Below are 13,430 nucleotides of genomic sequence, written 5' to 3'. Positions count from 1 at the left end.
GGCTAAAGGTAAGAGGGGTAAAAAATCTAATAAAGAACAATAAGAAAGAATATATAATGTATAAAATAAGGGGAGGAGCGTAAGGTGGACTTCTCCTTTTATAAGATTTTATGAACTTTATAGTTTTATATAGTTATATTCTTTTATAATCGAAATTTACGAATTTTATAGTTCCTTCTTTATTCTATCTATAAATTCCGTGTGCTTTGAAATTTTAACTTTTGTACTTTTTCTCGGCTTTGCTTTCATCTTATTTCGTGTTTGATTTATTAGGTTTTAATTATAGGGTCTTTATAACAAGCACCGTCATGTCAACAAAAAGAAAGCAAAGGGAGTGATAAAATATAAAATAGATTAAGTGGTGGTTAGAGGCAGAATCGAACTGCCGACACGCAGATTTTCAGTCTGCTGCTCTACCGACTGAGCTATCCAACCACCGAAAAAGAAAAGTAATTTTAGCCATGCAATACTTAAATCTCGGTTAAAATTCTCGATTTTCGCTATATTTTTGCACGTTGCGCTCGGAAACAGCCAAATTTACTCAGTTGGAATTTTCTAAATTTTAGTGATAAAAATATATTGCTTGAGCAGCAATTTGCAATAATTAAAAAGGACTATCGATCTAAAAGCAAAGTGATATAAAATTACTATTTAGCCGACTTTGCAAATTATACGCTTGGTTCTAGGCTATGCAAAGTAGATAAATTTGCGCCAAAGGATCGCGGTATCGTTTTAAATTTGTGCGCATAACAGGCGATAGCCGCAATTGGTTAAATTTAGCATCGAAAATTGGCTTTAATTTGGACTTGACGAAGCATCTTTATAAACATTGTGCTCGAGCTAATAGTGTGACATGGGGATGTTTACTTCGGGGTTGAATTTATTTAGATATCCGCGCAGCAGAAGCGTTGAAATTTTAAAATACGATTGCAAATTGTATTAATAAAGGCTCGACCTGATCCATCTAAACTTTATATGCTTATCTATCCAAGTTGTGCGACTTGTTTTTTAAATAGCTCGCCGCGTTCGGCGTAGCTTTTAAATTGATCCAAACTAGCACACGCAGGGCTTAGTAGCGCTATTTCGCTTGCGAAATTTACGGAATTCTTAAAATCCACAGAATTTTTAGAATTCTGCGAATTCCGAGTTTCGCCGTCGTTTGCGCGGCGTTTCGGCGAAGAGGCGTCGTCGCTTACGGCAGATGAGCCGCCGCCTTTATGCGGCGTATTTTCGCCGATCTTTGCGTTTTCTTTCGCCTTGCCGCCGTTGCATTCGCCATTCGCGCTTAAATTTCGTACTTTCAATTCGCTTGCGCCGCTTTTTTTAAAGTCCGCATCTCGGTACCGCTTCGAAATTTCGCTCACCGCCGTTTGTAAAATTTCACAGCGCACGCAAGGAAGTCCGTATTCGTCGCACAAACACACGATTTTATCGGTATTTGAGCCGACCGCGTAAATTTGCAGATCGTATTTTTTAAACTCCGCAAAAAGCGGGTGCAGATCCACGCCTTTATCGTCGCCGCCTAGGATCAGATGTATTTTGCGCCCCGCGTATCGCTTCAGCGCCTGCGCGCACGCATCGATGTTGGTCGCCTTCGTGTCATTGACCCAGAGCCTGCCGCGCGCGTCGGTAAATTCCTCGAGTTTATTGCCTTCGATCACGAAGTCGTTTAGTCGCATGGCGTCGCATCTGTCGAATAAAATTTTCTCCACGCACAGTGCCAAAAGCGCGTCGATCAAAAACGGAGTTCGGAATTTTATCTCGTCTAAATCGATGCCGAATTTTTGCGCCAGATCCGCTTCGTCCTCGTAGCAGATTACGCGAGCCAGGCTATTTTGCGCGGCGGCGGAGCTTTCGTAGGCGCGCGGGATCAGCGCCACGGAGCCTTCGCACATCGCTAGCAGCGGCGAGAGTTTGGCGCGCTCATACTCCGCGAAATCGCCGTGCCAGCTGAGATGATCGGGCGTGATCGCAAGCAGCACGTAGATGTCGGGACGCGCGTGCTTGGTGTAGTGCAGCGTAAACGAGCTCGTCTCCAGCACCCAAATTTTGGCACTTTTATCAAGTTTTGCAAGCGGAACGCCCACGTTGCCGCCCATTTGCGAGCCGTATCGCTCGAGTAGGTGCTGCATCATCTTCGTCGTCGTGGTCTTGCCGTTCGTGCCGCTGATCCAAATTTTAAGACCTTTGTAATCGTCGAAATAATCGTATTCGCTGATTAAATTTCGTGCCTTTCGCACCAGCTCGTGATGCGGCGGAAAGCCTGGGCTTGGGATTTCAAGCTCGCTTGAGGCAGGATCGAACTCGCTTGGGTTTAAAAGCGCGTTGCCGAACTCATCCAGCTTCGGCGCCCCTGAAGAAATTTCAAATTTATCGTCGTAGATGTCCCAGGAGCCGCCTTCTTGGCAGTGCTCGGCGATCGCTCTGGTCGTAAGCCCGTAGCCAAATAGCGATTTTTTCATTTTTCTCCCCTTTTGCCCCATAAAATTTGAGTTATCTCGCCCGCGCTAAGCTCAGCCGTTTCGCCGTATTTTTCGCGCACCGTTTCGAAGTCGGGTTCAATTTGCGCTCGCATTTCATCTCAATTTCAGCGACGTCAGCGCTATGATATTTGCGATCAACGCGATGATCCAAAAGCGGATGATGATTTTGTTCTCGACCCAGCCTTTAAGCTCGAAATGGTGGTGTATCGGCGCCATCAGGAAAATTCTGCGTTTGAAAATTTTAAAGCTGCCCACCTGCAAGATCACGCTGAGCGTTTCGATGACGAAGACGAAGCCGATCATTATGAGTAAAATTTCATTCTTCGTGATGACTGCGCAGTATCCTAAAAACGCGCCTACGCTGAGGCTGCCGCTGTCGCCCATAAAGACTTCGGCGGGGTAGCAGTTAAACCACAAAAACCCAAGCAGCGCGCCGATGAGCGCCGAGACGATGATGCAGACCTCGCCTGCGCCCGCGACGCGCGGTAGCAAGAGATACTGCGAGTAGATCGCATGCCCGCAGAGATAGGCAAATACGCCCAAGCTGCAGAGCGAAAACACCGACGGAATGGTTGCCAGCCCGTCTAATCCGTCGGTTAAATTTACCGCGTTTGAGCTCGCGCTTATCACGATCGTCCAAAACAGCGGCGCGAAAATCCATAAATTTAGCAGAGGGTATTTGAAAAACGGCACGAAAAATTCCCCGCCCAGGTCGCTAAAAGCATAAAGCGTCGCCCCGATCAGAAACGCCAAGAAATTTTGTAGTGCAAATTTAGCCCGCGCGCTAAGACCTGCGTGGTTTTGGCGGCCTAAAATTTTAGAGATATCATCCTTAAAGCCTATGTAGCCGAAGCCCACCAAACAAAGCAGTCCGCAGAGCACGAAGACGTTGTTTAGCTTGGCGCACAGCAGGCTTGCGAGCACCGCGGCGGTAACGAAAACAAGCCCGCCCATCGTCGGGGTTTTGCTCTTTTTCTGATGGTTTTGCGGCGCGAGTTCGTAGATGGGCTGCGCGGCGTGTCTGGCTTGCGCCCAGCGGATAAACCGCGGCATAGCCCAGACTGAAAAGCAAAAAGCGATAAAAAATGCGATTCCTGCGCGCGCGGTGATGTATTGGAAGAAATTTATATTCGTAAGATGGTAAAGATAATAAAACAAAGTTTGCCTTTTAAATTTTATGAAATTTTATACGAAAATGCGCATTTTAGTATAAAAGAGGTAAAATTTAGCTTTTAGGGCGGATGGAATTTTGCCGCATTTGCCAAAAGAAAGTATAATGCCGCTCGTAAAAACAGCGCCGCGGACCTGCTTCAAAAGGCCAGCGCAGCGAAATTTAGACGAAATTTAGGAGCCAAAATGGGGCAAAAGACGATTTTACTTATCACCGACGGCATCGGCTTTAACGCGAGCGATAAATTTAACGCGTTTGCAAACGCAAAAAAGCCCGCCTATGATTATCTTTTTAAAAACGTGCCCAATACGCTACTGCGCACCTCGGGGCTTGCCGTGGGCTTGCCGCAGGGGCAGATGGGAAACAGCGAAGTAGGGCATATGACGATCGGAAGCGGTAGAATTCTGTATCAAAACCTAGTCAAAATCGATCGCGCGATCGATGAGGGCTCGCTTGAGAAAAACGAAGCGCTACAAAGCCTGCTTTCAAAGTGCCGCAGAGTGCACGTCATAGGGCTTTACAGCGACGGCGGCGTGCATTCGCATCTGCGCCATTTCGACGCGATCTGCGAGATAGCGCAGAATGCGGGTTGCGAGACCTGGGCGCACGCTATCACCGACGGGCGCGACGTTTCACCGAGCAGCGGAGCGGAATTTTTAAAGCGCCTGGAGGCTAAATTTAAAGTAGCGAGCGTGTGCGGGCGCTTTTACGCGATGGATCGCGACAAGCGCTTTGATCGCGTAAAGCGCGCTTACGATGTACTTATGGGCGAAGCGGCGCCGCTTGAAATTTCGCCTAGCGAGTATATACTGCAAAGCTACGAACGCGGCGTGAGCGACGAGTTTATCGAGCCTGCGAGCTTTAACGGCTTTAGCGGTATCGGCGCGGATGATGGAGCGATCTTTATAAATTTTAGAAACGATCGCGCCAGGGAGCTTTGTGCGGCTTTGGGCGATGAGGGTTTCGGCGAATTTGAGCGAAAATTCGTCGTGCAAAATTTAATCACGATGAGCGAATACGACGCGAGCTTTAAATTTCCTCTACTTTTTGAGAAGCCTGTGCTTAAAAACACGCTTTGCGAAGTGATCGCAGAAGCCGGTTTTACGCAGCTTCATACCGCCGAGACCGAAAAATATGCACATATTACGTTTTTCTTTAACGGCGGCGTCGAGGAGCCGCTGCCGAACGAAACTCGCGTGCTAATCCCAAGCCCCAAAGTAAAAACCTACGACGAGCAGCCGCAGATGAGCGCGCCTGCGGTATGCGATGCGGTGATTCGCGGTATCGAAGGGGGGATCGATTTCATCGTCGTAAATTTCGCAAACGGCGATATGGTTGGACACACGGGCAATTACGACTCCGCGGTAAAGGCGGTCGAGGCGGTGGATGAGTGCATCGGTAAAATTTTAAGCGCGGCGAGGGCGCACGATTACGCCTATGTGCAGATTAGCGACCACGGCAACTGCGAGGCGATGCGAGATGCGGACGGCGAAATTTTAACGAACCACACGACCTTTGACGTATTTTGCTTCGTGCTGGGGCGCGACGTGCGTGAACTAAAAAGCGGACTTGGGCTTAGCAACGTCGCAGCTACCGTACTAAAACTAATGGGGCTACCGAAGCCCGCGGAGATGGACGAGGCGCTATTTTGAAATTTCAACGGCGCGCTTGTAGCCAAATTTTAACGGCTAAAATTTAGGTAAATTTGGATAAATTTACGCTAGAAATTAAAATTTTAATAAAAGGAAAAGTATGAAATTTAGCGGAAAAAACGTTTTAATCACGGGCGCGAGCCGCGGTATCGGCGCACAGATCGCAAGGACTTTGGCAGGCTACGGACTTAAGGTGTGGATCAATTATCGCTCTGCACCAGAGCCTGCTGACACGCTGCTAGAGGAGATCCGCGCAAACGGCGGAGAGGGCGCCGTGATAAAATTTGACGCGACGAACGAGGCGGAATTTAGCGAGGCGATTGCCCTGATTGCACAAAGCGACGGCGAACTAAGCTATCTGGTAAATAACGCGGGCGTCACGAACGACAAGCTCGCGCTTAGGATGAAGCTGGAAGACTTTATGGGCGTGATCGAAGCAAATTTAAGCAGCGCTTTCATCGGCTGCCGCGAAGCTTTAAAGCTAATGAGCAAAAAGCGCTTCGGTGCCGTCGTAAATATCGCCTCGATCGTCGGCGAAATGGGCAACGCCGGGCAGGTCAATTACAGCGCGAGCAAGGGCGGAATGATCGCAATGAGTAAGAGTTTCGCAAAGGAGGGCGCAGCGCGCGGCATCCGCTTCAACTGCATAACTCCGGGCTTCATCGCCACCGATATGACGGACGCGTTAAGCGACGACGTAAAAGCAAGCTACGAAGCGAGCATCCCGCTTAAGCGCCTCGGAAGCACGAGCGACGTTGCCGAAGGAGTTGCGTTTTTACTCAGCGACGGTGCGGGCTACATTACGGGCGAGACGCTTAAAATCAACGGCGGGCTCTATATGTAGCGTTAAATAGCGGAATTTAAGGTTAAATATTATAGAATTACGCGGTATTTTTTTAAAGGAGTGCTAAAATGGCAGTATTTGAAGATGTAAGAGACGTAGTTGTAGAACAACTAAGCGTAAGCCCGGATCAGGTTAAACTTGACTCTAAAATTATCGAGGATTTGGGCGCGGACTCTCTTGACGTAGTTGAGCTAGTAATGGCTTTAGAGGAGAAATTCGGTATCGAGATCCCAGATAGCGAGTCTGAAAAATTAGTAAGCATTAAAGACGTAGTAGATTATATAGAAAATTTGCCTAAGAAATAAAATTTTAAGGAAGCGGTTTTGAAACGAGTCGTAGTAACGGGCATCGGGATGATAACTTCTCTCGGGCTTGACAAACAGAGCAGTTTTGAAAATATCTGTAACGGAAAAACCGGGGTTGATAAAATTTCGCTCTTTGACGCTAGCGAATTTCCGGTTCAAATTGCAGCTGAAGTAAAAGGTTTCGATCCTTCGAGCATAATCGAGGATGGAAAAGAGATAAAAAAGATGGATAGATTTATCCAGCTGGGACTTAAAGCCGCGGGTGAAGCTATGGATGACGCTAAATTTAGCGGTTTCGATAGCGATGAATTCGGCGTTAGCTCCGCTAGCGGTATAGGCGGTTTGCCGAATATCGAGATAAACGCCAATACCTGCTTGCAGCGCGGCCCTAGGCGAATTTCTCCGTTTTTTATCCCTTCTGCGTTAGTAAATATGCTCGGCGGCTTTGTTTCGATATATTATAAATTAAAAGGTCCGAATTTATCCAGCGTTACGGCTTGTGCGGCTTCTGCACATGCGATTATGGACGCTGCGAGAGTTATTATGATCGGCGAAGCGAAAAAGATGCTTGCAGTGGGAGCCGAGGCTGCGGTTTGTCCCGTAGGTATCGGCGGATTTGCCGCGATGAAGGCGCTTTGTGCTAGAAATGACGATCCTGCGCACGCTTCACGTCCGTTTGATGCGGAGCGAAACGGCTTTGTTATGGGCGAAGGCGCGGCGGCTTTAGTTTTAGAAGAGCTAGAGGACGCAAAAGCGCGCGGCGCTAAAATTTACGGCGAGCTCGTAGGATTCGGCGCTAGCGGCGATGCTTATCATATCACTTCGCCTAGCCTAGACGGACCGATCCGCGCTATGAAAAAGGCCTACGAGATGGCGGGACGCCCGAAGATTGATTATATCAACGCTCACGGAACGTCCACCGCAATAAACGATAAAAACGAAACTGCGGCGTTAAAAGAGCTTTTCGGCGAGGGCAAAGTGCCTGCGGTCAGCTCCACTAAGGGTCAGCTAGGACACTGCCTGGGTGCTGCCGGAGCTGTAGAGGCTGCGGTCAGCCTTTTAGCGATGCAAAACGGCATTATACCGCCTACGATAAATCAAATTTCAAAAGATCCAGATTGCGATTTGGACTATGTGCCAAACGTCGCTAGAAAAGCCAAACTCGATTGCGTTATGAGCAATAATTTCGGTTTCGGCGGTACAAACGCGTCGCTTATTTTCAAAAGAGTAGATTAATGGCGAGTTATTTGGACTTTGAAAAGTCTATAAAGCAGATCGATGAGGATATCACCGCTGCAAAAATTCGCGGCGATGAGGACGCGGTCGAAATTTTAAATAAGAACCTCGAAAAAGAAATTTCCAAAGTTTATAAGAATTTAAACGAATACCAAAGACTTCAGCTTGCGCGCCACCCGGATCGCCCTTACGCGATCGATTATATTCGTGCGCTTTTGCAAGACGCTAGGGAGCTTCACGGCGACCGCGCCTTTAGAGACGATCCGTCGATTGTATGCTATCTGGGCATTATGGGTAACCGCAAAATCGCCGTGATCGCCGAGCAGAAGGGCCGCGGCACCAAAAACAAGCTGAAGCGCAATTTCGGTATGCCCCATCCGGAGGGCTATCGCAAGGCGCTGCGCGTAGCGAAACTTGCCGAGAAATTTAACCTTCCTATTTTGTTTTTGATTGACACTCCGGGCGCATATCCGGGACTTGGTGCCGAGGAGCGTGGTCAAAGCGAAGCAATCGCGCGAAATTTATATGAGCTTAGCGATCTTAAAACGCCTACGATCGCCGTCGTTATAGGCGAGGGCGGCAGCGGCGGAGCTTTGGCTATCGGCGTGGCCGATCGGCTGGCGATGCTTCAAAACTCAATTTTTTCAGTTATCTCTCCTGAGGGCTGTGCCGCGATTTTGTGGAACGATCCAAGCAAGAGCGAGGCCGCTACGAAGGCGCTAAAAATCACCGCCGAGGAGCTAAAAGAGCTGGGTTTGATCGACGACGTGATCAAAGAGCCTAAAACGGGCGCCCACAGAGATAAAGACGGCGCGATAAAAGCGCTTGGAAACTACGTTTTAACCGAGCTGCACAAGCTAGACGATCTTAGCATAGACGAGCTCATCAGCAGAAGGCAACAAAAAATTTTAAGGTTCGGTGCTTATAAAGAAAACTAAATTTTAAATTTCGCGACTTTTTTAAAACCAAATTTAATAACTTCACACTCTAAGAGGACAAATGGAAAATACAAATCAAAATTCCGCTCAGACCGCCGTTTCAAATTCTAATCAAAACGGCAGAAAAACTTACGCTAAAACGCATGTTCCCGTCGAGGGCTATCAGATCGAGGAGCTCCGCTCGATGGATCTTGAAAATCTCATCGCCATAGCAGACGAGCTAGGCGTCGAGAACCCGCGCGAATTCCGCCGCCAAGCGCTCGTTTTTGAAATTTTACGCATGCAGACGAAGCAGGGCGGCTTCATACTTTTTACGGGGATTTTGGAGGTTACCGCCGAGGGTTACGGCTTTTTGCGCGGCATAGATTCAAATTTAAGCGACAGTGCCAACGACGCCTACGTGAGCCTAAGCCAGATCCGTAAATTCGCCCTTCGCGTCGGCGACATAGTCACGGGTCAGGTACGCGAGCCGAAGGATCAGGAGAAGTACTACGCGCTCTTAAAGATCGAGGCGATCAATTACAAATCGATCCAAGAGGCTAGAGAGCGTCCGCTATTTGACAATCTCACGCCACTCTTCCCGACCGAAAAGCTCAAGCTCGAATACGATCCTATGCGCCTTACCGGTCGCGTGCTTGATCTTTTCACCCCGATCGGCAAGGGGCAGCGCGGGCTCATCACGGCGCCTCCGCGTAGCGGTAAAACGGAGCTTATGAAGGAGCTCGCCAACGGCATTACGCGCAACCACCCCGAGGTCGAGCTTTTGGTGCTGTTAGTCGACGAGCGCCCGGAGGAGGTAACCGACATGGAGCGCAGCGTGCGCGGCGAGGTATTTAGCTCGACCTTCGATCAGCCCGCATTCAACCACGTTCGCGTCGCCGAGCTCGTCATCGAAAAGGCAAAACGCGCCGTCGAAAACGGCAAGGACGTCGTCATCCTGCTTGATAGCATCACCCGCCTTGCGCGCGCCTACAACACCATCACGCCTAGCAGCGGCAAAGTCCTAAGCGGCGGCGTGGACGCAAACGCCCTGCATAAGCCGAAGCGCTTCTTCGGTGCGGCGCGAAATATCGAAAACGGCGGCTCGCTTACCATCGTCGCTACCGCGCTCATCGAGACCGGCTCGCGAATGGATGACGTGATCTTCGAGGAGTTCAAAGGCACGGGCAACAGCGAGATCATCCTCGATCGCAACATCTCGGATCGTAGAATTTACCCCGCGATCAATATCACCAAGTCCGGCACGCGCAAAGAGGAGCTTTTGCAAGGCAGCGAAAATCTGCAAAAGATCTGGGCGCTGCGCTCGGCTATCTCGACGATGGACGACGTCGAGGCGCTGAAATTTTTATACGCCAAGATGCTAAAAACCAAAGACAACACCGAACTGCTATCGATAATGAACGGCTAAATTCTTTAAATTTAGCCTTATTCTGAAATTTCGCTCCAAATTTAGCGGCATGGTTTATACCGCTTGCCGCAAATATCGCCACGTAGCTTCGTACGCGCTTTGAGGGCGGCGCGCAAATTATGATGGTAGGGGTAATTTGCAACGTGTAAAATTCCGTAAATATGTGGCGAGCTGATATTGCGGTAATGCACTAGACTTTCACTTAAAATCCCAATAGCTATGAAATTCTAAAGCTTAGCTTTAAATTTATAACTCACAAAATTCTGATTTTAAATTTTGTCCGCAATCCAATCGTGGCATCGTAGCCTTTTTTTGTTTGGATGCCGCATCTTATCTCGTAACTCTCATTTTAAGATGTGCGCACTTCAGCTGCGACAAGATTAACATTATGAATCCCACATCTAAGCTTGCTATTTACGTTTAAATTTTACTAGCCACGTTTTAAAATTTTAAAATAGCAGTTTAATCCATATTTTAAGGAGATTTAAATTGGGACGGCGTTATAATTTATCTATATTTTAATTAAAAGGAAAAACGATGAAATATCTGGTTTCAAAAAGCCTTTTTACTTTAGCTGTGTCTTTTGCAGCCGCTTCCGTCTTAGGTGGTTGTGGTTTTATAAAAAAGCCGATGACTAGTGAAGCGACACTCTTAGATCGCGCTGAAATGGCAACTGGTATAGATAAATCAAATCTAACGGTTGTGCCTGATTCAGTAAAAAGTGAGATTGACTCAGTACATTATAAGGTCAGGAGCAAAAACGGGGATTTGTATCGTTGCTATTTTTCATCCGTTATAGTAGTTGATTCTGACGTGCTTTGCACGAAAATCGTCGGAGCAGCGGGTAGTACGGGAAGCGGCAAAGGCGGTAACTGCAACGCTCTGCTTAAAAAAGCAGGCAAATGCTAGCGCGCTAGGCATAGCTAAACCGTGCGGCTTTAAAACGGGTTCATTCGGCCCAACTGCGCGCCGCTAGCCGTTTAGGCCGCACCCGCAAAATCTTCGTCGCATCTTCAAAGTAAGCCCGCTGCTTCTACGGCGCATTTCGGCGCTCGTTATGCTGGCAGGTAGTAAAATTTTAATGCTTTTAAGCTTTGCCGAGAGGATTGCGAAATTTCAACGCGTAAATTTTAAATCTAGAGGCGCGTTTGGGCTCTTTTTGTTACGAAACGAGGCGTAAAATTTTACGCTTTAATTTTACTGTGCAAGATTTACCGCATGAAATTTCATTGCGCAAAGCCCTTTGCTCCGGCGCTTTGCGGATCGTAGCACGCGATTGAGCCGAGCCGCCTAAACGTCGCAAATTAGCTCGCGATCCCCGCGTGCCGCTTCGCCGCGCAAATCTGCCGCATGATTTATCGCGTGAAATTTCGCTCGCTCCTATCTATTCCGTTCGCTTCCTACTTCCCGCCGAAAAACAGCAGATTTGCCATTATGATCACGATCGCGACGGGCGCTACGAAGCGCAGCGAAAAGTACCAAATTTTAAATCCGAGCTCGCCCATATCGGCGCCGAAAAGCCCGCGCAGACGCTGTGCATCCATCACAAAGCCCACGAAGATCGCCGAGGTTAGCGCGCCGAGGGGCAGCATGACGTTTGAGCTTACGAAGTCCAAGCAGTCAAAAAAGCTCGCGCCGAAAAGCTTAAACCTGCTCGCATAATCCGCGTGCATTGATAGCAGCGAGCATGCGCCTAGCACCGCTATGACGCACCCCGAGATGCAAACTGCGCGCAGGCGCGAAATTTTAAACCTGCCGATGAGATAGAAGACGAAAGGCTCGATCATAGAAACAGCGCTCGTGATCCCTGCGAAAAAGAGCGAGACGAAAAACGCGACTTCAAGCACCTGCCCCGCTAGCCCCATTTTTGCAAACATCGTAGTGAGCGATACGAACACAAGCCCCGCACCCTGCGCGGGATCGGCGCGGAATTCGAAGATGAAGGTAAAGACGATGAGCCCCATCATCAGCCCGATCGCGATGTTGATAAATACGATGTTTACCGAGCTTCGCACGAGCCGCACTCCCTCGCTAAGAGACGCTGCGTATGCCGCGATACAGCCGACGCCCACGCACAGGGTAAAGAGCGCGAGCCCGAGCGCGGAGAGGACGGAGTTAACGGTGATTTTGCCGAAGTCGGGGTAAAAAAGAAATTTCGCCGCCGCGCCGAAGCCCTGCATCGTGCACGCATACGCAAGCATCGCGAGCAGCAGCACGAAAAGCAGCGGCATCATCACGACGTTGAGCCGCTCGATACCGCTTTTGATGCCGCGCGCGACGACGGATAGCGTCAGCACGAGCGCAAGTGCGTAAAAGCCGAGGCTCGTGGCTAGCGAATGCGAGATGAGATCGTCAAATACGGCGCCCGCTTCCTCGGCGGTTGCAGGCAGCGGAGAAAAGCCCAAAAATATGTAGCGGATCACCCAGCCGAGGATGACGAGGTAAAAGGACAGCACCAGCATGCCGCCCGCGATGAAAACGCCTCCCGCGCGCCATTTACGCCCGCAGCGCGGCGCCAGCGTCTCGTACGCGCTCGGCAGATCCCGCCCACTTAGCCTGCCTAGTGCCATCTCGGCTAGAAATATGCTAAAGCCCACGCCCAGCGTGAGCGCGAGGTATAAAAGCACGAAGGCGCTGCCGCCGTTTTGACCCACGAGGGTGGGGAATTTCCATGCGTTGCCAAGCCCCACCGCGCCGCCTGCGACGGCAAGTATGAAGCCGATTTTGCTAAATTTATCGTTCATTTTCGCTCCGATTTTTTAAATTTTAAAGCTACGGAATTTTAAAATTCCATAGCGTGATCAGACGCGGCTGCGCTAAGGCGTCTTTGCCGCGGTCTTGCGCAGGTTGCCGCGCAGGTTAGCGCGGTCACGCCGAAGGCTGATTGCGGTCGCCGCATGCTCCTATCTAGACGTAAAATTCCAAGCGCGATTTTTGACAGCCGCCATGGCCGCTCACGGATCGCCGTGAGGCTCGCTATGGAATTTTGCCTATCGCTCCGAGCCGTCAGAGCGTAAAATTTTAAAATTTCAAGCCGCAATATGTGATCCCTGCGCTGTTCTGACGGATCGGTCGTCTATTAGACGGATCGCGGGCTTGCGCGTCGCTTTAGCGCTAAATTTTAAAATTCCAAGCGCGATGTCGCGCGGGTCACCACAAAATTTTACGCGCCACTTCTGCGGCAGATTGCATAGACCACGTCATAAACTATCGCGGCGGCTACGCACCGACCGTCTAGGTTTAGAATTTTAAAATTCCGCAGCGTGATCAGACGCGGCTGCGCTAAGGCGTCTTTGCCGCGGTCTTGCGCAGGTTGCCGCGCGGATTAGCGCAGTCACGCCGAAGGCTGATTGCGGTTGCCGCATGCTCTTATCTAGCCATCAAATTCCAGGC

At 49.4% G+C, this 13,430-nt stretch carries 10 protein-coding genes and 1 tRNA gene; 7 read left to right on the top strand and 4 right to left on the bottom strand.

The genetic code is table 11. The annotated features are described in order from the left end of the window. Positions 1–359: 359 nt before the first annotated feature. The 3 genes from QZ367_RS04845 to mraY all read right to left on the bottom strand — a co-directional run bounded on the left by QZ367_RS04845 (position 360) and on the right by mraY (position 3,641). Positions 360–435, bottom strand: a tRNA-Phe gene (locus QZ367_RS04845). A gap of 548 nt (positions 436–983) precedes the next feature. After that, complete coding sequence (murD, locus tag QZ367_RS04840) at positions 984–2,462, bottom strand: UDP-N-acetylmuramoyl-L-alanine--D-glutamate ligase (RefSeq protein WP_291938097.1); 1,479 nt, start codon at positions 2,460–2,462, stop codon at positions 984–986. Positions 2,463–2,576: 114 nt separating this feature from the next. Beyond that, complete coding sequence (mraY, locus tag QZ367_RS04835; RefSeq protein ID WP_005873354.1) at positions 2,577–3,641, bottom strand: phospho-N-acetylmuramoyl-pentapeptide-transferase; 1,065 nt, start codon at positions 3,639–3,641, stop codon at positions 2,577–2,579. A gap of 198 nt (positions 3,642–3,839) precedes the next feature. Between mraY and gpmI the strand changes: the two genes are divergently transcribed. The 7 genes from gpmI (at position 3,840) to QZ367_RS04800 (ending at position 10,946) form a co-directional block, all read left to right on the top strand. Further along, on the top strand, positions 3,840–5,306 hold the full coding sequence (gene gpmI, locus QZ367_RS04830; protein ID WP_291938094.1) for a 2,3-bisphosphoglycerate-independent phosphoglycerate mutase: 1,467 nt from the start codon (positions 3,840–3,842) through the stop codon (positions 5,304–5,306). Between the two features lie 100 nt (positions 5,307–5,406). Then, positions 5,407–6,150 (top strand): 3-oxoacyl-ACP reductase FabG, encoded by a 744-nt coding sequence (fabG, locus tag QZ367_RS04825; RefSeq protein WP_291938091.1) that lies wholly within the window; start codon positions 5,407–5,409, stop codon positions 6,148–6,150. Between the two features lie 68 nt (positions 6,151–6,218). Beyond that, positions 6,219–6,455 carry an acyl carrier protein gene (gene acpP / locus QZ367_RS04820; RefSeq protein ID WP_005873350.1) on the top strand — a complete coding sequence of 79 codons (237 nt, stop codon included), beginning with the start codon at positions 6,219–6,221 and terminating at the stop codon, positions 6,453–6,455. 18 nt (positions 6,456–6,473) lie between these two features. Beyond that, positions 6,474–7,691, top strand: a complete 1,218-nt coding sequence (locus tag QZ367_RS04815; RefSeq protein ID WP_291938086.1) for a beta-ketoacyl-ACP synthase II — start codon at positions 6,474–6,476, stop codon at positions 7,689–7,691. Continuing rightward, on the top strand, positions 7,691–8,629 hold the full coding sequence (gene accA / locus QZ367_RS04810) for an acetyl-CoA carboxylase carboxyl transferase subunit alpha (protein ID WP_291938084.1): 939 nt from the start codon (positions 7,691–7,693) through the stop codon (positions 8,627–8,629). Before QZ367_RS04815 ends, accA begins: the two co-directional genes overlap by 1 nt. A 61-nt stretch (positions 8,630–8,690) precedes the next feature. Next, positions 8,691–10,037: a transcription termination factor Rho gene (gene rho / locus QZ367_RS04805; protein ID WP_291938082.1), complete on the top strand. Its 1,347-nt coding sequence runs from the start codon at positions 8,691–8,693 to the stop codon at positions 10,035–10,037. A 537-nt stretch (positions 10,038–10,574) separates the two neighbouring features. Next, the gene (locus tag QZ367_RS04800) at positions 10,575–10,946 is read left to right on the top strand and encodes a hypothetical protein (protein ID WP_291938080.1); all 372 of its coding nucleotides are present in this window, start codon (positions 10,575–10,577) and stop codon (positions 10,944–10,946) included. Between the two features lie 491 nt (positions 10,947–11,437). Here QZ367_RS04800 and QZ367_RS04795 read toward each other — a convergent pair whose 3' ends face one another. Continuing rightward, a complete protein-coding gene (locus QZ367_RS04795; RefSeq protein WP_291938078.1) occupies positions 11,438–12,781 on the bottom strand; it encodes a sodium-dependent transporter in 1,344 nt (447 codons plus the stop codon). Positions 12,782–13,430 lie beyond the last annotated feature (649 nt).

The sequence above is a fragment of the Campylobacter sp. genome (assembly GCF_019423325.1).
In the GTDB taxonomy this organism is placed as follows: Bacteria; Campylobacterota; Campylobacteria; order Campylobacterales; family Campylobacteraceae; genus Campylobacter_B.
Note: the sequence above shows the minus strand (reverse complement) of the source record. Positions and strands in the feature narration are given on the sequence as shown.